This is a genomic window from Halomonas sp. Cn5-12 (genome assembly GCF_021532545.1).
Taxonomy (GTDB): Bacteria; Pseudomonadota; Gammaproteobacteria; order Pseudomonadales; family Halomonadaceae; genus Vreelandella; species Vreelandella aquamarina.
Genome location: NZ_JAKGAY010000026.1, coordinates 1 through 22,079, shown reverse-complemented (window position 1 = coordinate 22,079; position 22,079 = coordinate 1). Strand labels below are relative to the sequence as shown.

Annotated in this window: 15 protein-coding genes and 2 pseudogenes; 11 read left to right on the top strand and 6 right to left on the bottom strand. The window is 56.1% G+C overall.

The window, feature by feature from the left end:
- Nucleotides 1–94 precede the first annotated feature (94 nt).
- The 3 genes from L1249_RS13245 (at nucleotide 95) to L1249_RS13235 (ending at nucleotide 3,153) form a co-directional block, all read left to right on the top strand.
- A complete protein-coding gene (locus L1249_RS13245) occupies nucleotides 95–1,048 on the top strand; it encodes a Bug family tripartite tricarboxylate transporter substrate binding protein (RefSeq protein WP_235253630.1) in 954 nt (317 codons plus the stop codon).
- 20 nt (nucleotides 1,049–1,068) lie between these two features.
- The gene (locus tag L1249_RS13240) at nucleotides 1,069–1,293 is read left to right on the top strand and encodes a hypothetical protein (protein WP_213262406.1); all 225 of its coding nucleotides are present in this window, start codon (nucleotides 1,069–1,071) and stop codon (nucleotides 1,291–1,293) included.
- 339 nt (nucleotides 1,294–1,632) lie between these two features.
- Nucleotides 1,633–3,153, top strand: coding sequence for a tripartite tricarboxylate transporter permease (locus tag L1249_RS13235; protein ID WP_228168964.1), 1,521 nt, complete (start codon nucleotides 1,633–1,635; stop codon nucleotides 3,151–3,153).
- Between the two features lie 8 nt (nucleotides 3,154–3,161).
- Here L1249_RS13235 and L1249_RS13230 read toward each other — a convergent pair whose 3' ends face one another.
- The gene (locus L1249_RS13230; protein WP_319001042.1) at nucleotides 3,162–3,653 is read right to left on the bottom strand and encodes a MarR family winged helix-turn-helix transcriptional regulator; all 492 of its coding nucleotides are present in this window, start codon (nucleotides 3,651–3,653) and stop codon (nucleotides 3,162–3,164) included.
- 209 nt (nucleotides 3,654–3,862) lie between these two features.
- Between L1249_RS13230 and L1249_RS13225 the strand changes: the two genes are divergently transcribed.
- The 4 genes from L1249_RS13225 to L1249_RS13210 all read left to right on the top strand — a co-directional run bounded on the left by L1249_RS13225 (nucleotide 3,863) and on the right by L1249_RS13210 (nucleotide 9,915).
- Nucleotides 3,863–6,133, top strand: coding sequence for a xanthine dehydrogenase family protein molybdopterin-binding subunit (locus tag L1249_RS13225; RefSeq protein WP_213262405.1), 2,271 nt, complete (start codon nucleotides 3,863–3,865; stop codon nucleotides 6,131–6,133).
- On the top strand, nucleotides 6,133–7,101 hold the full coding sequence (locus L1249_RS13220) for an XdhC family protein (RefSeq protein ID WP_213262404.1): 969 nt from the start codon (nucleotides 6,133–6,135) through the stop codon (nucleotides 7,099–7,101). The genes L1249_RS13225 and L1249_RS13220 overlap by 1 nt, the downstream gene beginning before the upstream one ends.
- On the top strand, nucleotides 7,091–7,702 hold the full coding sequence (locus L1249_RS13215; RefSeq protein ID WP_213262403.1) for a nucleotidyltransferase family protein: 612 nt from the start codon (nucleotides 7,091–7,093) through the stop codon (nucleotides 7,700–7,702). Before L1249_RS13220 ends, L1249_RS13215 begins: the two co-directional genes overlap by 11 nt.
- A 227-nt stretch (nucleotides 7,703–7,929) precedes the next feature.
- Nucleotides 7,930–9,915: a methyl-accepting chemotaxis protein gene (locus L1249_RS13210; RefSeq protein WP_213262402.1), complete on the top strand. Its 1,986-nt coding sequence runs from the start codon at nucleotides 7,930–7,932 to the stop codon at nucleotides 9,913–9,915.
- A 128-nt stretch (nucleotides 9,916–10,043) separates the two neighbouring features.
- Here the strand turns inward: L1249_RS13210 and katG are convergent, their stop codons facing one another.
- From katG to L1249_RS13190, 4 genes are all read right to left on the bottom strand, one after another.
- Entirely contained in the window at nucleotides 10,044–12,197 is a 2,154-nt protein-coding gene (gene katG / locus L1249_RS13205; RefSeq protein ID WP_228168965.1) for a catalase/peroxidase HPI, read from the bottom strand.
- Between the two features lie 237 nt (nucleotides 12,198–12,434).
- A complete protein-coding gene (locus tag L1249_RS13200; protein WP_137093931.1) occupies nucleotides 12,435–13,877 on the bottom strand; it encodes an NAD(P)(+) transhydrogenase (Re/Si-specific) subunit beta in 1,443 nt (480 codons plus the stop codon).
- Nucleotides 13,878–13,893: 16 nt separating this feature from the next.
- On the bottom strand, nucleotides 13,894–15,465 hold the full coding sequence (locus L1249_RS13195; protein ID WP_228168966.1) for a Re/Si-specific NAD(P)(+) transhydrogenase subunit alpha: 1,572 nt from the start codon (nucleotides 15,463–15,465) through the stop codon (nucleotides 13,894–13,896).
- 240 nt (nucleotides 15,466–15,705) lie between these two features.
- Nucleotides 15,706–16,629 carry a LysR family transcriptional regulator gene (locus L1249_RS13190; protein ID WP_228168967.1) on the bottom strand — a complete coding sequence of 308 codons (924 nt, stop codon included), beginning with the start codon at nucleotides 16,627–16,629 and terminating at the stop codon, nucleotides 15,706–15,708.
- A 169-nt stretch (nucleotides 16,630–16,798) separates the two neighbouring features.
- Here L1249_RS13190 and speB point away from each other — a divergent pair, with 169 nt between their 5' ends.
- Nucleotides 16,799–17,710: an agmatinase gene (gene speB / locus L1249_RS13185; RefSeq protein WP_054641041.1), complete on the top strand. Its 912-nt coding sequence runs from the start codon at nucleotides 16,799–16,801 to the stop codon at nucleotides 17,708–17,710.
- Between the two features lie 161 nt (nucleotides 17,711–17,871).
- Here the strand turns inward: speB and L1249_RS13180 are convergent.
- Nucleotides 17,872–18,096, bottom strand: a pseudogene (locus L1249_RS13180) (helix-turn-helix domain-containing protein); the annotation flags it as partial.
- A gap of 456 nt (nucleotides 18,097–18,552) precedes the next feature.
- Here L1249_RS13180 and L1249_RS13175 point away from each other — a divergent pair.
- The 3 genes and pseudogenes from L1249_RS13175 to L1249_RS13165 all read left to right on the top strand — a co-directional run bounded on the left by L1249_RS13175 (nucleotide 18,553) and on the right by L1249_RS13165 (nucleotide 21,994).
- Nucleotides 18,553–19,379, top strand: a pseudogene (locus L1249_RS13175) (transposase).
- Nucleotides 19,380–19,697: 318 nt separating this feature from the next.
- Nucleotides 19,698–20,867 (top strand): M20 metallopeptidase family protein, encoded by a 1,170-nt coding sequence (locus L1249_RS13170; protein ID WP_228168968.1) that lies wholly within the window; start codon nucleotides 19,698–19,700, stop codon nucleotides 20,865–20,867.
- Nucleotides 20,868–20,935: 68 nt separating this feature from the next.
- The gene (locus L1249_RS13165) at nucleotides 20,936–21,994 is read left to right on the top strand and encodes an AbgT family transporter (protein ID WP_228168969.1); all 1,059 of its coding nucleotides are present in this window, start codon (nucleotides 20,936–20,938) and stop codon (nucleotides 21,992–21,994) included.
- The last annotated feature ends 85 nt before the right edge of the window (nucleotides 21,995–22,079 follow it).

Here is a 22,079-nt window from a genome sequence, read left to right as displayed (position 1 = left end):
ATCAACGCACGCCAGCAAACATAACCATAAGATTCACCGCGTTGACCCCTGAAAAATTGAATAGGTAACTATCATGAAAACACGAGATCTAATCATGTCATCCGTCCTGCTGCTAAGCCTGCAGTGGGCAGCACCTGTGCTGGCTGATGATTTTCCTGAGAAACCCATCAACATTGTGGTTCCCTGGCCAGCGGGCGGTGCTTACGACCTGGCCGCAAGGCTGATGGCTGAGCATGCTAGCCAAACTTTTTCGGTACCGTTAGTCGTCCAGAACGTCACCGGTGCGGCAGGCTCCACAGGAGTAAGGCATGTGGCAGATGCCACTGCCGATGGCTATACCGTTGGCGTTATGGGTACCCATGCTATCGCCCAGAGCTTTATGAATCCCAACGCCACTGCGTTGAATGACCTCACACCCTTAGTATTTATTGGCCCCGAACCTGCCGCTCTAGCGGTCACTGATGACACGGATATTGCAGATATATCAGCTTACCTCAATACGCTGAAGGAGGCGCCAGGCAGCATCATAAACGGCAACGACTCTCCCGGTGGCTTCTCCTACATTGCCGCTGCCATGCTTGAAAACCAGTTCGATGTTGAACTGACCAAGATTCCCTACCAAGGTTACGCTCCTACTGTTTCCGCACTGCTTTCAGGCGAAGTAATGTCTGCGCTACTGCCTATCCCACTATTGGCTGATCAGCATGATGCAGGGCAGCTCAACTTATTGGGTGTTGCGGCGGAACAACGCCATCCTTTCGCGCCCGAAGTCCCCACTTTCAAGGAGCAGGGATATGACTTCATCGCGGAGGATTTCTTCATGCTCTACCTTCCCGGTGAAGTGACCGAAGCACGCAGGAACAAACTGGCTGGAATGTTCTATGAGCTACTTCAGGACACCTCGTTTCAAGACGCCGCACATGACATTGGTTTGGTGATTCAACCCAAATCACAAGCTGAGACGGAGGACTACCTGCAGCAACGTGCCGATGAGGTTTACGCGATTCTTACCGAGTCCAACCTAGTGGATGACTCACTGACACGCTAGCCTTGAGCGGAGTACAGCCGATGACTACTTCAGCTTTTCGATCAGTCGCCGCTTGGCGCGATATGGCCTGCGGTACTTTTTTCTGTGGGTTCGCCCTGGTAGGACTGATTAGCGTCGTCAACAGTCCGGCCCTCATGAATAGCCTGGGCCGAGGGCTAGACCCAGGCCCCGCCTTGCTCCCCCTGGTCACACTGGGCCTGCTATTAACCGGCGGCACTCTGATTCTGATGAAGGGCATTTGGTGATGGGTGAAACACACCAAAAACCGCGGCCAAACCCTAGACAGCCCTCTGCCGGAAGTAGCTGAACACCCCCTTCCGCCCATAAGTCAGCACCTTCATGCGGCGGCACTTCTGGGAACCCTGGCTCTCCTGCCAAGCATTGTTCAATGGCTTAGCTTCTTACCTGCAGCCCTTGCCATAACAACACCCTGGTTGTTCTGGCTGGGATACCGGCGCACCCGACGGGTCGTCCAAGCTGCGCTGCTGGGCTGCCTAATATCTAGCCTGCTATGTGCCAGTCTCTATGTGATTTTTATCACACTGCTCGACGTCCCATTGTGATGCCCAACTCAGGAGCCGATCATGCTGGTTGAAAGTTTTATTACTGCCCTGATAAGTACGCTTCTTTCGCCCTGGGGCTTATCGCTTGCCGCCCTGGGCGCACTATTAGGCATCGTTCTGGGTGCACTACCGGGTGTTAGCTCTACGATGGCACTGGCCATATTGCTACCGTTAAGTTTCAGCATGGAGGCCCATCTGGCGATTCTGTTCTTGCTCTGCGTCTTTGTCGCCAGTGTTTACGGAGGTTCGATATCAGCCATTCTGATCAATATTCCAGGCACACCGGGCGCCATTGTGACTCAACTGGATGGTCATCCGATGGCCAAGGCAGGCAGAGCTAGAGAAGCGCTTGTTTATGCGCTGGTTGCTTCAACGATAGGTGGCGCATTTGGGCTGGGCTTGCTGGTCATTATTGCCCCCCTGCTTGCCTCTGTTGCCATGAGCTTTCTCAGCTCTGAATTCGCTGCTGTCGCCATCTTCGGCCTGGTTCTCTTAGCGTATGCATCTCCTGGCACCACCGTTCGTGGCTTACTGGTAGGTGCCATTGGCCTAATATGCGGCATGGTAGGCTTCGATACGTTAACCGATGTTCCCCGCTTCACGTTTGACACTCGCATCTTGCAAGGGGGAGTCGAATTGGTACCGCTTTGTGTAGGATTATTTGGCTTGGCCGAAGTACTGAAACACCTTCATGCCTCTCATCAGGCTGCACCTACGGTTAACATAAAAGCAACTCAGCGTACCCAGATGAAAGTAAGGTCACTACTGAAACGCTGGAAATCCATGCTACGGGGTTCGCTGATTGGTGCCTTTGTTGGCGCTATTCCTGCCGCGGGGTCGGCCATCGCGGTTGCGATTGCCTACGCCCAGGAAATGCGTTTTTCCAAACACCCTGAGCAATTTGGTCAGGGTGCAATTGAGGGGGTAGTTGCTCCAGAGGCTGCCAACAGTTCGAGCATAGGCGGCACCATGATTCCCATGATGACACTGGGTGTACCAGGAGATGCCATCACAGCGGTACTGATGGGGTCGCTATTGATTCATGGTTTACGTCCAGGGCCAATGCTATTTGCCGAAAACCCGCAAATGGTTTCCAGCATTTATGCAGGCTTTCTTATTGCGCTTCTTCTGACACTCATCATTGGTCTTTTACTGATGCGCTGGCTTCCCGTGATTCTACGCACTCCTTCCCATGTGTTACTGATCGGCATTGCTCTGCTCTGTGTTGTCGGCGCCTATGCCATCCGTAACAGCATGGCTGATGTGTATATCATGCTATTTTTCGGGGCACTGGGGTATCTGCTGCATCTTCTATCACTGCCGAGCGCACCGCTGGCATTCGGCCTCATTCTGGGGCCACTCCTAGAAGAGAATCTGCGGCGCAGTCTTATTCTTGGGCGTGGCTCCTGGGATCTGTTCCTGAATAGCCCAATAGCAATGAGTCTCTTAGCCCTATCAATCTTTGCTATCGTCCTACCTTTCATAGCACCACTGTGGGTTCGCTTTAAAAGCGACCTACAGCGATTAAAGGTACCTTTTTGATAACCTGATTAGGTAACAGAAGAATCAGCGTTCATTTTTTCCAGCAGATGCATTAAGGCAACCCGCTCTGCCGGATTGAGATTTTTCATGGTCTGATCGCTAATTTGCTTGGCACTGGGCACCATGCCCTCGACTAATGTCTCGCCAGGCTCGGTGATCACGACCATGACTTTGCGTTGATCATTGGGGTCGGTGGTTAGTGAGATCCACCCCCGCGCTTTAAGACGTTTAATGACGCCGCGGATAGTGGCTGGATCAATCGCCGTGGCGTTGACGATATCGGTTAACGAGCTGGGGCCGCGCTCCATCACCGTACACAGCGTTACAAACTGTATGGCCGTGAGCTGTTTATCGCTGCTGTAGCGCTGAAAAATAGCCGTATGCCGCTGGTAGGCTTTACGCAGTAGATGGCCTACTTGCTCAGAAAAATCATACCCCTGCTCTGAAGGCGTAGAGTGCTCGCCGGAAGACGAGTGTTTGAACGCACTATCCATTGTCATTCCATATCCTTAATCTATTGGCGACGTCATGTATCGAGTATGGCACTGGTTAACAAAATGATGCATCAACGTATGAAATACTCCTTGCGCTGGATCAATTCATCATGCTTTTATGGCGTACACGCTATAATTTTACCTTAGTTATCGCTCTTTCATCACCTAAAATTCATCCGCACTGATCATCGTAAACGCGAGCGTGGGAGGCAGACATGGCTGACAAATCAGACTATACAAGAGAGTCACTGCTGTATGGGTCTGATGTCCTGGTGATCTATCGCGACCCGGTTACGCCCCCCAAGCCCGCGCCCGGACAGCCAGGTACACACTCAAACTTCACCCCCCATGAGCCCGAAATATTCATTGCCGTATTGAGCGATAGTCATATCGTGGCTTTCAACGGCCACGTAGACCTGGGCACCGGCATACGCACGGCGCTCGCTCAAATTGTTGCAGAAGAGCTTAGCGTCGCGTTCGACAGCGTCACAATGGTGCTGGGCAACTCCGTTGAAGCCCCCAACCAAGGCCCTACCATTGCCAGTGCGTCGATTCAGATCACTGCTGAGCCTCTACGCCGAGCGGCGGCCCAGGCGCGGGAGTACCTATTAACACTGGCAGCAGAGCACTTTGACACTGAGCGCTCGCTACTTAGCTGCCAGAACGGCGCTATTTCGCCAAGTGATAATAACCGCTCATACGTGAGCTTCGGGGAGTTACTGCTAGGTACCCGTCATGCGTTAAAGCTCGCCGATGAGGTGCCGCTTAAGCCGGTCAGCCATTATACCCTGGTCGGCCAATCGACCTCCCGCGTGGATATACCCGCCAAGGCTACCGGGCAATTGACCTTTATCCACGACCTACGCCTGCCCAACATGCTGCATGGGCGAGTGATTCGCCCGCCTTATGTAGGCCATGATAGCGGTGACTTTATTGGCAACAGTTTAATCGCGGTAGATGAAAGCTCTGTGGCGCATTTGCCCGGTGTGATAAGCGTCGTCGTGGTCGGTGACTTTGTTGGCGTGGTGGCCGAGCGTGAAGAGCAGGCTGCTGCCGCAGCCAAACAGCTAAAGATCCAGTGGCGCCCCATCGAAGGCTTACCTCAGTTGGACAACATAGAGCAATCACTGCTCGACCTGCCCAGCAAGCAGCGCATTCTCCTCGAAGAGGGTGATCTCGAAAGTGCTCTGGCCGCCGCCGACCAACCGCTCAATCGCCACTATGTGTGGCCTTTCCAACTGCATGGCTCCATTGGCCCTTCGTGCGCTGTCGCCGATGCCAATGAAGATGGCCTTCACGTATGGTCGGGCACCCAAAATCCGCACAGCCTGCGCGCCGACCTTGCCCGCCTTACCGATTTGGATGAAGGCGTTATCACCATTACCCGCATGGAAACCTCGGGCTGCTATGGCCGCAACTGCGCCGACGACGTTGGCGCGGATGCAGTGCTGCTGTCTCAGGCGGTTGGCCGTCCTGTCCGAGTGCAACTAACCCGTGAGCAGGAGCACACCTGGGAGCCTAAAGGGGCTGCTCAGTATATGGCCATCCAGGGCGGCTTGAACGCAGATGGCAGCCCAGCAGGTTATCGTTTTAATACGCGCTACCCCTCTAACAGTGCGCCCACCCTGGCACTGCTGCTGACCGGTGCGGCCTCACCGATTGATATCCCCTTTGAGATGGGGGATCGAACGTCGGTGCCGCCCTACCGCTACCCTCATCGCCAAATAGTATGCGACGACGTCCCGACCCTGGTGCGCGCCTCCTGGCTGCGTGGTGTCTCGGCGCTGCCCAGCACCTTCGCCCACGAAAGCTATATTGATGAACTCGCCTACTTGGCGGGTGAAGATCCTGTCGCCTATCGGTTGCGCTATTTAGCCGATAACCGCGCCTGCGAACTTGTCGAAGCGCTAGCCGAACGGGCGAGCTGGAAACCTGGTACCGCTAACGCCAATCCGCGTAGCGATGGCGAGTGGCGCTACGGCCGCGGCTTCGCTTACGCCCAGTACGTACATAGCAAATTTCCAGGCTTTGGCGCCGCGCTCGCCGCCTGGGTGATTGAGCTTAAAGTCAATGTGCAGAGTGGGCGGATTGTCGTCGAGAACCTATATGTAGGCCAGGATGCAGGCTTGATGGTGAACCCCGCTGGCGTTCGCCATCAGGTGCATGGCAATGTGATCCAGATGCTCAGTCGTACTTTAAAGGAGCGGGTAACCTTTGAGGATGGTTTACCAACCAGCAGAGAGTGGGGCGGCTACCCTATTCTGCGTTTCTCGGAGCTTCCTACCATCGATGTCATGCTGCTTGACCGCCCTGAACTGCCCCCACTCGGCGTTGGGGAGTCCGCCTCACTGCCCGGCGCTCCCGCGATTGCCAACGCGCTTTTTGATGCCACAGGAGTACGCTTTACCCATCCCCCTTTTACTCCTGACACCATTCGCGATGCGCTGAAAGCCGCCTTTCGACTCCCCATGGAGGCGACGAGTTAATGCACCATCTTGATCTACAGGTTATCGAACGGGCGCTGAAGTGGGCCAACCAGGGACTGACCGTTTGGCTATGCACAGTTATGAAAACCTTTGGCTCGGCCCCCCGGGAGCCGGGTGCCATGCTGGCCGCATGTTCGACAGGCGACTATCTAGGGTCACTGTCGGGTGGCTGTGTCGAAGAAGACTTTATCGCAAGGCTTCAAAAGGGTGAGTTTAACGAACCGGTTCAACGGGTGCGCTATGGCGGTGACGCTAATTCAGCGAATATTCGTTTACCCTGCGGTGGCAGCCTAGAAATACTGGTTGAACGGCTAGCGCCCAACACCGAAAACCTCACTCACCTAGAAGTGATGCATGCCACGTTACTGGGTCGCCAACCGCTAACCCGCTGTATCAAGTTGGATGGCAGCGGCAAGCGCTTTAACCCATCGAATAACACCGAGTCCACCGTTACTTTCGATACCGCTAGCGTCAATATTCGCATAGGCCCTGCGCTACGGCTGATCATCGCGGGGATCTCCGCGATCTCTGCGCCATGTGCCCTGTTTGCCCAATCACTCGGTTTTGAAGTGATTGTCTGCGATCCCAGAGACGAGGCTAGGCAAAATTTTGCTGTCGCGGGCGTGGAAGTGCAGGCAGTGCTGCCCTCCGTGTTTATCACCTCGGGCGGTTGCCATGCCAATACCGCCGTTGTGGCCTTGACCCACGACCCGCGTATTGATGATTTAGCGATGATCGAAGCTGTCCGAACGGACGCCTTTTACATTGGCGTTATGGGCTCTCAGCAAACCTCGCAACAGCGCGCCGAGCGTTTGCTACGCTCCGGCGGCCTGACGGAAACCCAGTTAGCTCGAATTGTCATGCCCATTGGCCTGAACCTGGGTAGCAAAACACCCGCAGAAATCGCCCTAGCCGTGATGGCCGACATTGTGCGCCTTTACCGAGGAAAAGAGCGTCATGCCTTGTAGCGACATTATCGTTATCGTAATGGCGGCTGGCCAATCAAGCCGCTTTGGCAGCGACAAAAGAATAGCGCAATTAAATAGCGGAAAAACACTCTTAAATACCACTTTATCAGCCATCCAGAAACACTTTTCCAACATTAGCATCGTCATAAAACCTGAGGACAACCTCGAGTCTCTCGAACTCTCTGCACAATTCTCTACGATTATTAGTTCGCGAAGTCACTTGGGCCTGGGCTATAGCATTAGCGATGCCTTCAGACAACTATGCAGCGATGAAAACACGCAGCATTACCGAGCAGCAGCCATCTGGTTGGCCGATCTCCCCTGGGTAAGTCAAGAAACATGTTGCAAACTAACTGAGAAGGCTACACCAGAGTGCATCGTAAAACCATCACACCAAGGAAAAACCGGCCATCCTGTTGTTTTTGGTAGAAATTTTTGGAAAGAATTAGCGCATTTAGAAAACACGAATGGCGCGAACACTGTCATCAAAAAGCATAGCAACCGTGTTATTCATGTCTCTCTTGATGATCCAGGCGTGTTCACTGATGTTGATTACCCCAATGATTTAACAAGATCACTAAAAAACACAAGAGATACATAAGCGATACATGAAAACCAAACAAAAAATACATTAAAAACCAGAAAAAATATTAGCCCAGCACTATCATGCTAGATTGAAAACATCAAAAACAATGAAAGCAAACGCATCATGCACCGCCAATGTTTGACGGTAGCAATACAACTCCTAGGGAACCATAAAAACAGCCAGAAAATGACACTCACCAGCGCCCTCGTGATCTACTTCTGGCCAACACTTCGAGGCAACAAATGAAAAAAATTTCTCGTCTCTCACTGACGCAGAAACTGCTGGTCGCAGTCGCGCTTCCTCTCGTAGCGGTAGCCGTTATTTTAGGGTTTGTGGTCAATCAACAGCTTAACCAGGCCATTCCTGCTTTAATTGACAATGCCGGTAAGCGGCAGGTAGAAGCGCGGGCCGATGAGATCAGTCGCTGGATTACCGGGTACCGTAACTGGATAGCCGTGCTGGCTCTGGATGAGCGTTTGGTGGAAGACGTGCCGCTTGCGTCGCACCGCGATTGGCTCGAAAAGCGCTACCCGCCGGGGGGCACGATCGAGTCACTGTTCTTCACCGATGCCACGGGTGCGACGTTAACGCACGCTGGCGTCAACTTGCAGATAGCCGAACGTCCTTATTTCAAAGCCTTGGTGACTGACGGCACCCAGGATAGTCTGCTAAGCGATCCGGTTATTTCCATGGTGAGCGGCCTGCCAACGGCCATTGTCGCTGATACGGTATTCGATGAACGTGGCAATCGAGCGGGACTGTTGGGCATGACCGTCTCCATGGCCGCCGTGTCTGATATCACCTCCGATATTAATGTTGGTGAAGGCAGCTACGGCTGGCTCATCGACAGCCAAGGACAGGTCATTGCCCATCCGGTTGAAGAGTACCGCATGTCGCTCAATTACACCGATGCCGACCAGCAGGGCTACCAAGGCATGGATGCATTGAGTCAGCAAATACTCAGCGGCACAGCGGGCTCCGGTGAAATAACCATGCCCAGCGGCGAGCAGACCGTGCTCATGTGGAGTCCAGTGGAAGGCACTTCCTGGGTGGTGGGAGTCACTGTTCCCATCACTGCCTTTACCACCGTGACAAACAGCCTGCTGCAGTCGCTGCTGCTGGCGGGGGGCGTGCTCTTGATATTGCTGCTGCTGGTGGTTGCCTATGCGGCGCGGCGCTCACTTGCGCCTATCAAGCATACCGCCAGTGCCATGGCCGATATTGCCAAAGGAAAAGGCGATTTGACGCGCCGTTTAGAAGCCAAAACTCAGGATGAAATTGGCGACCTGGCCCATGGCTTTAATGCCTTTGTCGAGCGCATGCAGTCCACCCTTCAGGAAGTTCGCACGAATGCACGAACAGTTCTATCCGATGCCAGCGATATGGCAGCAGGAACTCAAGAACTTTCGTCTCGCACGGAGCAGGCAGCGGCTAACCTCCAAGAAACATCTGCTTCGATGGAGCAGATCCACTCTACGGTATCGCATACTTCTCAGGCCTCGGAACAAGCGAATAGTTTGGCGCTTGAAGCCGCCAGTGCCTCAGAACGGGGCACTGAGTCCATGAATCAGATGGAAGCCAAAATGGAAGCCATCAGTGACTCTGCCAATAAAATCAGCAACATTATTGGCTTGATTGACTCGATTGCCTTCCAGACCAATATATTGGCACTTAATGCATCGGTCGAAGCGGCACGCGCTGGAGAGCAAGGTCGCGGGTTCGCTGTGGTAGCTAGCGAAGTTCGTACCTTGGCCAGTCGCTCGGCTTCAGCGGCGCATGATATTCGCGAGCTGATTGATATGTCCGTGAGCCACTCGAAAGAGGGCGGTGAAATCGTCAAAGCAGCGGCTGAGCGCATGAAAGAGATTCGACTCAGCGTTACTCAAGTGACAGATGTCATCGCCGAGATAGCCGCAGGAGCCCGCGAACAAACGGCGGGGATACAGCAGGTCAATACAGCCGTGGCCGAGATGGATATGATGACTCAGCAGAATGCTGCCATGGTGAGCCAAAGCGCCACGCTGGCCTCTAACATGCGAGATAACGCCCAAAGGCTTGATCAACTGATGCATGAATTCGTACTTCATGAAGGAGGCATGCCCGCCTCTCCTGCCCCTTATGCCACTAAGGCCCACCCAGCGACAGATTCAGCCTTTCTTCCTCCCCCTGATCGCCACCCCTCAAAAACTAGGCAGAAACATGCAGTCGCGGAATGGGAGGAGTTCTGATCCCTCTGTGCTAGCGACGATTGGAAAGCACCTCAGAAAGGACTTTGGCACGTAAAGACTCGAGGGCTGCAGATAGCAAAAACCCCGCATCTTTGAGATGCGGGGGTTTTTGCTGGCACTAGTAGTGATTACGCGACGTCAAAGCGATCCGCATTCATCACCTTCGTCCAGGCGGCCACGAAATCCTTGACGAACTTCTCGCCGTTATCGTCCTGGGCGTACACTTCTGCGTAAGAGCGCAGCAGCGAGTTGGAACCAAATACCAGATCCACCCGCGAGGCGGTCCACTTCACGGCACCGGTCTTGCGGTCGCGGATTTCGTAGGCGTTGCTACCTACCGGCTTCCAGCTGTTCCCCATATCGGTCAGGTTCACAAAGAAGTCGTTGGTCAACTGGCCTTCACGATCGGTGAATACGCCGTGTTTGGTGCCACCATAGTTGGTGCCCAGTACGCGCATACCGCCCAGCAGCACGGTCATTTCCGGGCCGGTTAAGCCCACCAGCTGCGCACGATCCAGCAGCATCTCTTCCGGCTTCACCACATACTCTTTCTTCTGCCAGTTGCGGAAGCCATCGGCCAGCGGCTCCAGCGGTGCGAAGGAGTCTGCGTCGGTCATCTCAGCGGTCGCATCGCCACGGCCTTTCAGGAAGGGAACGCGTACCTCGTAACCTGCTGCTTTCGCGGCTTTCTCGATGCCTACGCTACCAGCCAGAACGATCACGTCCGCGATGCTAGCGCCGGTGTCGGCGGAGATCTGCTCGTAGACGCTGAGCACTTTCGCCAGGCGCTCCGGCTCGTTGCCCTGCCACTCGTTCTGTGGGGCCAAGCGAATGCGGGCACCGTTAGCACCGCCGCGCATATCGGAACCGCGATAAGTACGGGCGCTATCCCAAGCGGTGGAGACCATCTCGCTGATGCTCAGGCCACTTTGCGCGATTTTCTGCTTCACCACTTCTTCGCAGTAGTCGGTGCTGCCTGCCGGGATCGGATCTTGCCAAATCAGGTCTTCTGCCGGCACTTCCGGGCCGATGTAACGTGATTTCGGGCCCAGGTCACGGTGCGTCAGCTTGAACCAAGCTTTCGCGAAAGTCTTCTTGAAGTACTCCGGATCGGCCATGAATTTTTCGCAGATAGCGCGATAGGTCGGATCTACCTTCATCGCCATATCCGCATCGGTCATGATCGGGTTGTGGCGAATAGAGGGGTCGCTGGCGTCAACCGGCTTGTCTTCCTCTTTGATGTCAATCGGTTCCCACTGGTGGGCACCGGCAGGACTCTTTCTCAGTTCCCACTCGTAGCCGAACAGCAGGTCGAAATAGCCCATATCGAATTTCGTGGGGTTGGTGGTCCACGCACCTTCAATGCCCGAGGTCACGGCGTTGCTCGCCTTGCCCTGCATGTTGGGGTTGCCCCAACCTAAGCCCTGGTTTTCAACGTCAGAGGCTTCTGGCTCAGGGGCTAACGCAGAGGCATCGCCATTACCGTGACACTTACCCACGGTGTGGCCACCTGCGGTCAGGGCTGCGGTCTCTTCGTCGTTCATTGCCATACGGGCGAAGGTTTCGCGCACCTGCTGTGCAGTTCTCAGCGGATCAGGCTGGCCGTTAACACCTTCCGGGTTCACATAGATCAGACCCATCTGGACAGCCGCCAGCGGGTTTTCCATGGTCTCTGGCTTGTTCACGTCGCCGTAGCGTTCGTCAGAAGGTGCCAGCCACTCTTTTTCGTCACCCCAGTAGATATCTTTTTCGGGTTCCCAAATATCGACGCGGCCGAAAGAGAAGCCGTAAGCAGGTAAGCCCATGGACTCATAAGCCACGGTGCCAGCCAGAATCATCAGGTCTGCCCAGCTGATCTTGTTGCCGTACTTCTTCTTGATCGGCCACAGCAGACGGCGCGCTTTATCCAGGCTGACGTTGTCCGGCCAGGAGTTGAGCGGTGCAAAGCGCTGGCTTCCGGTACCACCGCCCCCACGGCCATCAGCAATACGGTAGGTGCCAGCGGAGTGCCAAGCCATACGGATCATCAAACCGCCGTAGTGCCCCCAGTCAGCGGGCCACCACTCTTGGCTATCGGTCATCAACGCGTGGACATCTTTCTTCAGCGCGTCGAAATCGAGCTTGCGTACTTCTTCACGGTAGTTGAAATCCGGATCCATCGGGTCTGATTTGCGATCTTGCTGATGCAAAATATCCAGGTTCAACCCTTCCGGCCACCAATCTTTGTTGGAAGTACCGGTCGAGGTGTTACCACCGTGCATGACAGGACATTTACCGCTCATAGCTCTCTCCCTTATTGCTCTATGCCTTGGCGATACCAAGGGAACAAATGCTCTGCATCTTTGCTGCAAGCTACTGTGTAGATCGTCAGCGGATGCGTTATTCATGTTTTACAGTTTTAAAGCACCTACTCAATAGTCACAATTTGCATTTAACCAACAAGCTGATAGCTATTAACAATCAAACGTGAAACGGGGCGCTGAGCGCCCCGTTCCTTGTCAGTCTACTGCTTTACTTGATTACTCCACCAGCGGTAGCAGGGCGTTTAAGCTATCACGAGCATCACCGTAGAACATTCGCGTGTTCTCCTTGAAGAATAGCGGGTTCTCAATGCCCGAGTAGCCGGTACCCTGACCACGCTTGCTGACGAACACCTGCTTCGCTTCCCATACTTTGAGCACCGGCATCCCCGCGATGGGGCTGTTGGGGTCCTCTTCGGCGGCAGGATTGACGATATCGTTGGAGCCGATAACGATGACCACGTCGGTACTGGCAAAGTCGTCGTTAATCTCATCCATCTCCAGCACGATATCGTAAGGCACCTTAGCTTCCGCCAGCAGGACGTTCATATGGCCTGGCAAGCGCCCAGCCACGGGGTGAATGCCGAAGCGGACGGTTTTGCCAGCGGCGCGCAGCTTGCGGACTAAATCACTCACCGCCGTTTGCGCTTGGGCCACCGCCATACCGTAACCCGGCACGATAATGATGCTATCGGCATCGTTAAGCGCCGTGGCAACGCCGTTGGCATCAATCGACACCTGCTCGCCTTCAATTTCGGCAGCAGGCCCTTTCGTGCCCCCAAAGCCGCCTAGAATCACGCTGACAAAGTTACGGTTCATCGCCTTACACATAATGTAAGAGAGAATTGCACCGGAAGAGCCCACCAGCGCACCGGTCACGATCAGCAGGTCGTTGGAGAGCGTGAAACCAATCGCCGCCGCCGCCCAGCCGGAGTAGCTGTTCAGCATAGAGACCACCACTGGCATATCCGCCCCGCCGATGCCCATAATCAGGTGGTAGCCGATAAAGAACGCCAACGCCGCAATCACCAGCAGCGTCCAGAAGCCTGCGCCGTTGAGGTACATAATCGCCAACAGCAGCGAGAGCGCCGCCGCACCCGCATTCAGCATATGGCCGCCGGGCAGCTGCTTGGGCTTACCGTCCACCTTGCCCGCCAGCTTACCGAAGGCAATCACCGAGCCGGTGAACGTCACCGCGCCAATGAAGATACCCAGCACCACCTCGATTTGCAGAAACATCAGCTCATCGGGGGCTTTGGTTGCCACCAGTGCCGCAAAGGCGGAGAACTGGTCCAGCGATGCTTCAGCGGCGCGGGCAGCCATCACACGGCGACGCTCCAGGTCGGCACTCCAAGCCACGAAAACCGCTGCCAAGCCCACAAAGCTGTGCAGCGCGGCCACGAGCTGGGGCATTTCGGTCATCTCAACCTTGCCCGCTACGTAAGCACCAATGGCTGCGCCAATCAGCATCATCGGGATAAGCCACCAGTAGCCGCCGATACCGGGGCCAAACGCAGTGAAAAACACCGCGACCGCCATACCCACGATGCCGTACCACACGGCGCGCTTGGCTTTTTCCTGGTTACTCAAGCCGCCCAGCGACAGAATAAACAGCACGCTTGCCGCAATCGCTGCGGCAGATACGAATCCTTGCTCTAACATATCGTCTCTCCGCCGCTTAGGATTTTTGGAACATGGCCAGCATCCGGCGTGTTACCAGGAAGCCACCCACGATATTGATTGATGCGATTAACACCGAAATAGCCGCCAGCACGCTAACCACCGCGCTGCCCGAGCCAATCTGCAGGATCGCTCCCAAAATAATGATACCGGAAATGGCGTTAGTGACCGCCATGAGCGGTGTATGCAGCGAGTGGCTCACTTTCCAAATCACCTGGAAGCCGATAAAGCAGGCCAGCACAAACACAATAAAGTGCTGCATAAACGAGGCAGGAGCGACTAACCCCAGTAGCAGCATCAGCGCGCCGCCCACTGCCAACATGGTCACTTGGCTCTTCGTTTGCGCTTTGAAGGTGGCAAGCTCGGCGGCTTTCTTCTCTTCAGGCGTTGGCTCTTTCTCTTTTTTCTTCGGCTTGGCCGCGCCAATGGCTTTCACCTTCGGCGGCGGCGGTGGGAAGGTGACTTCCCCTTGGTGCGTCACCGTGGCCCCACGAATCACGTCGTCATCCATGTTGTGATGGATAACGCCGTCTTTCTCCGGGGTGAGGTCGGTGAGCATGTGGCGAATATTGGTGGCGTAGAGCAGTGAGGCCTGTGTCGCCATGCGCGAGGGGAAGTCGGTATAGCCGACCACCACCACGCCGTTATCACTTACTACGCGCTCACCGGGCTTGGTCAGGTCGCAGTTGCCGCCCTTCTCGGCAGCCAAATCCACGATCACCGAACCGGGTTTCATGGCGGCGACCATGTCTTCCAGCCAGAGCTTGGGCGCGGGCTTGCCGGGAATCAGTGCCGTGGTAATCACGATATCCACGTCCGGCGCCTGTTCGCGGAAGCACGCCAGCTGCTTTTCTCGGAACTCAGGGCTTGAGGGGGCCGCGTAGCCACCGCTCTCGGAGCCGTCCTGGCTCTCGTCGAAATCAAGGAACAGGAACTCAGCGCCCATGGATTCGATCTGCTCAGAAACCTCAGGGCGCACGTCAAAGGCGCGCACTACGGCGCCTAGGCTGGTCGCCGTGCCAATCGCCGCCAAGCCCGCCACCCCAGCACCGATCACCAGTACTTTCGCAGGCGGCACCTTGCCCGCCGCCGTCACCTGACCGGTGAAGAAGCGGCCAAAGTTATTGCCCGCCTCGATCACTGCGCGGTAGCCCGCAATGTTGGCCATGGACGACAGCGCATCCATCTTCTGCGCCCGAGAAATACGCGGCACCATGTCCATCGCGATCACGGTAGCGCCTTGGGCTTTGCACTTCTCCAGTAACGCTTCGTTTTGCGCGGGCCAGAAGAAGGCAATCAGTGTTTGACCTTCACGCAGCCGCTCGGCCTCTTCATCAGAGGGCTCGCGGACTTTAATGACCACCTCAGCGTCGCGCCAAAGCGCGTCGGCGCTGTCTACCACCGTCACACCAGCATCACGATAAGTGTCGTCATTAAAACCCGCGGCCAGGCCGGCACCTGTTTCGATGAGACATTCATGGCCAAGCTTCTGAAGTTGCTTTGCGCTCTCGGGGGTCAACGCGACTCGCGCTTCTCCCCGAGCAATCTCTTTCGGTGCGCCTATTTTCACACGCTTTCTCCCTTGGTTTGTCTGCGTTCAGCGCCCAATCCCTTGCAGCCGGGTGGTTGCCCCAACGTCTTTGGGCGCTGTCTACTCACTATTATCTACTCACTATTGCCTATTCACTATTGCGCGAAAAAATGCGCCAGATAGCAGTTTAGGATCTAATGCCGAGCCCGCCAGTGACCATTCAACCTTTGATTCAACTGTGTTGTTTATTTACAACACAACTACATACACGTTATTTTTCTACCGGCTAGCACTCTGTGCAAACGCGGTCAGCTCGTCATAGAGCCACACGTTTTCAGGGGCATTGGCGTAGAGACTATGCTGGATCAGTGTCATGGTTAAGGCGGGTAGTTCTTCAGGTGGGGCAACCATGCGAACGGGCAGCATCGCGACAAAGCGCTCGGCCATTTGCCGGGGTAAGGTAATAATGGCATCGGTGAGCGCCACCACCCGCGCGGCGGCGATGTAGTTGAGGTTTTTCGAGATCACCCGGCGGCTCAGCCCATGCTGGGCTAGGCAGCTCTCAATGCGGCTGGGCAGCAGTCCGCTGATATCGGCAAGCTCCACATGGGGCTGGCGGGCAAATGCCTCGAGTTCCAACGCTTCCCCCATGTGCGGATTGTGCTGGGCCGCCAGACACACCAGCTCTTCGTGCATCCAGGGCGTTTGCAACACGCCGCTGGGTAGCGATGATTGGCTATCCAACCCCACCACCATATCCACTTGGCGCTGCTCTAACGCCTCACTAAGCACCTCCGGCGTAATCAGCTCAATGGAAAAACTGATGCCCGGCGCATAGCCCAACAGCTGGCTAAGAAATGCCGGGTACATGACCTCTTCAAAGTAGTCGGTAGTCGCCAGGGTAAAACGCCGGGTGCTGGTGGCTGGGGCAAAGATGGCAGGCGGCGCGAGGCCCTCCTGAAGCGCGGCTAAGGCTTGCTGCACCACTGGCAGCAGTGCGAGCGCTCTGGACGTTGGCTGCAGGCCCTGATCGGTGCGCACCAGCAACGGATCGTCGAGCGCTTCTCGCAGGCGCTTGAGGGCATGGCTTAGCGCTGGCTGGCTTAAATGCAGTTTTTCGGCAGCGCGGGTGACATGGCGCTCGCGCATCAGCGTCTCGAACACCAGCAGTAAATTAAGATCAAAGTGGCGAAGCGAACGCATAGCACCTCACTATTCATAGTGTGAATGATTTCATTCTAAACATTCATTTCATTCATTACGAAAAATTCCTTATCGTCGCGCTTCCTTGAGCATCCCCGCTCGCGCTTGCCACCCTTTTCTTACTGTTGCACACCATAGGAGTACACGTTAGGTGACCCCATCTCAGATCATGCCCAGCCTGTTTGGTGACGTTATCTCCACGTTTATGGGCGTGCCCAAAGCTACCGACCCTAACGCCACCGATGCTGAAGTCGTAGTTAGCGGCGTACCGTTTGATCTAGCGTGCTCTGGCCGTTCTGGCACCCGCATGGGGCCGAACGCCATTCGCCAAAGCACCGCCAACCTGATTTGGGAAGGCAGGCGCTGGCCGTGGGATTTTGCTCTGGAAGAGCGCCTGCGGGTGTGCGATGCCGGCAACCTGGATTACGCCTACGGCGAGCCGGAAAGCCTGGTAGACAACCTGGAAACCCACGCTATGCGCTGGTTGAATGCAGGCAAAAAGATGCTGACGCTGGGCGGCGACCACTACATCAGCCTGCCGCTGCTGCGCGCTCACGCCCGTGAACATGGCCCGCTGGCACTGATTCACTTTGATGCCCACACCGATACCTATGAGCAAGGCACGCGCTTTGACCACGGCACGATTTTCCACCACGCCTTACAAGAAGGCTTGGTCGTGCCGGAGCACTCGCTGCAAATCGGTATTCGTACCAGCTATGACCGCAACAACCACCCTTACGAAGTGCTGGACGCCGACTGGGTGAACGACCACGGCCCGGCGGCAGTGCTGGAGCGCATTCGCGCGCGGGTGGGCCATCACCCAGCCTACGTCACGCTGGACATCGACGGCCTGGACCCCGCCTTTGCACCGGGCACCGGCACGCCGGTATGCGGCGGCATGTCTACCGATCTGATGCTGAAAGTGATGCGCGGTATGGTGGGGATGGAACTGGTGGGCATGGACCTAGTGGAAGTGAACCCCGCCTACGACCACGGCGACATTACCTCGCTGGCCGCCGCGACGCTGGGGCTGGAGTTTTTGTATGTGCTGGCGGCGTCCCAGACGCCTATTCAAAATTAATCGCGTGATCAGCTCCGTAACCACCGATGGAGCGATGCATGCTGGCATTGTCGAGCACCACAACGGCGAAGGTGTCTGGATCCTTCTGGATCACAAACTGGTCAAACGCTTCTATGACCGTTTCCGTCGCCAGTCCGTTTCGTCACGTTGGCTCTTGAGTGAATGAGACCATCAAAACCGGACACTTCCCATTGCTTGAACCATCGTGATACGGCATCACGGCGAACCTAAAGTATCTCACTGATTTGGTTAATCGTATGGCCTTGGTCACTCAGTAGAATGGCATGCGCCCGACGACGGAGAGCGCGCTTCTCGCCATGGTGATAGGCGGAGGTCAGCGTCTGTTGTTCAGGTTCAGTGAGAGGGGCAACGAAGCGTTTTTCCATGGAGTAGTGATTTCTTCAGGCTACCGCCCTCGGTGAACACCACGAATAAAGCCCATCGTGAACGTAAGCATGGCCACCAAAGTGATGGGCAAAAAAATCCAGCAGCCCATGCCAGAAGTTGGGGCCTCTGCCATTCATAGGGTGTTTCTCTTTTCGTCTTGGGCTCATAGCGCACCTCTCTGGCGGGCCTCGTCAGTCAGGCGATGGAAATACCGCCAGCCGCTTCATAAACACTCAGCAGATCATCTGTCGCCAGCTCCCGCTGGCCATAGCCAGCATCTGGGATGCTTACCCACATGCACCGACACGCATGAATCGCTTCTTTGATGCGGCCATAATGGATTAGGGAAAATGCCTTGCATTAGGGAAACGCTGCATAAATCCCCCTGAAGCTGCCAGAGCGCTACCGGCAGGGTAAAATCTTAGCTGTCCATCACTTGCTAACCGAGCCACCCGATGAAGCAGATCTCTTTCGCCCAGGCAGAGCACCAGAACAAGAAGAAGGTAACCCGCCGCGAGCGGTTTCTGGCCCAGATGGAGGTGCTGGTGCCTTGGCAACGGCTCCTCGACGCGCTGTCGCCGTCCTACTTCCTGAACGCAGCGGGCAAGCGTGGCCGTTCACCCATCGACCTGGAGCGCATGCTGCGGATCTACTTCCTGCAACAGTGGTATGCGCTCACCGACGAGGCGCTCGAAGATGCGATCTACGATAGTCAGGCGATGCGCGACTTCATGGGTATCGATCTGGCCATCGAGAGCGTACCGGGCGCGACCACGCTGCTGCGCTTCCTTCATCTGTTGGAGAAGCATGCGCAGACCCAGCGGATCTTCGAGGAGATCAACGCCCACTTGGCTGAGCAGGGCCTGCTCATGTGCGAGGGCACCATCGTCGACGCCACCTCGGCCAACGTCGCCGATGCCACCATGGCGGGCCACCTGGTTCGGGACGATGACCAGCGGGTATACGGCGACGCGGGCTACACCGGCATGTGGAAGCATCTGGAGGAAGAGAAGGATGCTCCGGACTCTCGCTGCTGTGTGTCCGCCAAGCGTGGCGCCATCAAGAAGATAGACGACAGCCCGATGAAAGCGCTGCTGCTCAAGATCGAGAAGGCGAAGGCCAGCATCCGTTTCATGTGTTCAAGAACCTCTTCGGCTACCGGAAGGTGAGCTACAAGGGGCTGGCCAAGAACCAGGCGCAGCTATTCAGCCTGTTCGGGCTGGCCAATCTGGTGCTGGCGGCACGATGCGAAGGACGCGTTGACAGGGCCAGTGCGTCTTGAATCTGCCCTGCCAGCCGGATAATCCAGCTGGCAAGGGAAACAGACCACCTTCGCTGGTCAGAAAGCGACCGCTGATGCAGTGAAAGCGCCATTATGAGCGTTTCAGCCACTTAGAGACGAATTGATCAGCGGTTCCTTAATCACACCCAATACTACGTTTTGTTCGAATTCCTATCTCCGACATTCATCAGCGCCTCCCCTGCGCACATCGTTGCTTTGAAAGCAACAAACACATCTCTTTTGGCACTCGTTCCTGCCCGCCAAGTCGCTTAGCGTTACCGATGCCCACAACGACACAGACAACGGCAAGGACAGGACATGCATTCATCCCCCTTTTTCACCCAGCCACAAATTGACGACGCGGTGGCCGTGCGCCATCAGCTTCACCAGCATCCAGAGCTCAAATTCGAGGAAACTGACACGGCCAAACGGGTGGCCGAACGGCTGACGTCACTGGGCTATAAGGTCACCGAAGGCATTGCTACTACCGGCGTACTGGCCGAGCTGGACACCGGCCGTAAAGGCCCTGTGATTGCCTTTCGGGCCGATATGGATGCGCTGCCGATCAAAGAAGCCAACAGCTTTGCGCACCGCTCCCAACGAGAAGGGCTGATGCACGCCTGCGGCCACGATGGACACACAGCGACGCTGCTGCTCGCCGCTGAAGCGATTATCGCCCAGCGCGATCAGCTCTGCGGCTACATCAAACTGCTGTTTCAGCCAGGAGAAGAGGGTGGAAACGGGGCCGATAAGATGGTCAAAGCGGGCGTGCTCCAAAACCCGCAGGTAGACGCGATTTTTGGCTACCACAACCGCCCTGGCTTTCCCGAAGGGCAGCTGTTCGTCAAACCCGGCCCCGCTATGGGCGGTAACGACACCTTCAAAATCACCATTGAAGGCGTCTCTGGCCACGCGGCCATGCCGCATTTAGCGGTCGACCCGATCTATGTGGGCGCGTCTCTCGTTCAGCAGCTGCAAGGGCTGGTGGGCCGCCATAAATCACCGTTGGAAGCAGGCGTGATTACCGTCGCGGCCTTTCATGCGGGCGGCGCCGCCAACGTGATTCCAGGCCAAGCAGAGCTGCTGGTCAACATCCGCAGCGACCGGGAAAGCTCCCGCGCTGCATTGGTCGGCAAGCTGGAACAGGTCGTTAATGGGGTGTGTTCCGCTCACGGCGCTCGTTTTCAGCTAGAGCATCAGCACCAAATCCCTCCGTTAGTAAACGATACCGCTTGGTCGGAGCGTGTGTTGGCGATTGCCGCCGAACAAGGCGTCAGCGCCGATATTCAGCAGCTGGACTACATGCCCACCATGGGCGCTGAGGATTTTGCGTTTTACCTGCAAGAAGTACCGGGGTGTTTCTTCTTTGTGGGGAACGGCGACAGCGCCTACCTGCATAACGAACGCTACGACTTTAACGATGCCATTCTGCCCGTCGCAGGCGGCATGTTTGTGGCGCTGGCCACATCACTACTGAAGCGCGACTAACAGCGCTAGCCGCCACGTTAAGTGGCATAACAACGTTGAATAACAAGGCTTCTTATAAGGAAACTGTCATGCAAGGTGTTCTCGCTTCCATCGAGCGGGTAGGCAATAAGCTGCCGCACCCGTTTATCCTATTCACTATTTTGGCCGCCCTGGTGGTGGTTATTTCCGCTATTTTAGCCGCGCTAGGCGTCTCGGCGGTCAACCCGCAAACCGAGGCAGAAGTGACCGTTCGCAGCCTGCTCTCTGCGGATGGCGTCGAGTTCATGCTGACCAGCGTGGTCAGTAACTTCGTCAACTTCCCGCCGCTGGGGCTGATTTTGGTGGTGATGTTCGGCATTGGGCTGGCCGATAAAGTGGGCCTGATGTCGACGCTGATGCAGGTGAGCGTCGCCAAGGCACCGCCTTCACTGCTGACGTTCTGCGTATTTATGGCGGGTATTTGCGGCAGCATTGCTTCCGATGCCAACTACCTCATCCTGATCCCGCTGGCCGCGATGGTCTACTACTCAGTGGGCAGACATCCCGTGGCGGGGGCCGCCGCTGCTTACGCAGCCGCCGGGGCTGGGTTTGATGCTAGCCTGTTCATCACCGTGGGCGATGCGCTGTTTGCAGGTATTACGACCGATGCTGCTCGGCTGGTAGACCCAGACGCTTACATCTCTCCCGTAGATAACTACTACTTTGTGGCCTGTTCAGTGTTTGTACTGGCAGCCGTCGGCACCCTGCTGGTCGACAAAGTAGTGGAGCCACGGCTACAGCGTACGCTCCCCATGGGTAAAGATTTCAAAACCGAGGTGGTCACGCCGACGCTGACGGAGGCCGAAAAGCGCGGCCTCAAGCGCGTTGGATTGGCAACGCTGGCCTACATTGCCCTGGTGCTGCTGGTGGTGCTACCCGAAGCCTCGCCGCTGCGCAACGAAGAGGGCGGTTTGATTCCTTCGCCGTTTCTGCGCTCGCTCGTGCCGCTGATGTTTATCTACTTCGTCACCATTGGGTTGGTGTACGGCATCACCACCGGCAAGATTACCCGCAGCCGCGATGTGCCCCAGCGCATGGCGGAATCAGCCAGCGACCTCGCCCCGACCCTAGCAGCCTGTCGGTCTTTCCGTTGCACCGTGAGATACTGACCACCGTCATCGCCGAGCTGAGAAGATCGCCATGAGCCGCTTCATCCCTGTGGATCGCCAGACCGATTACCTGCTGCCGCCTTCG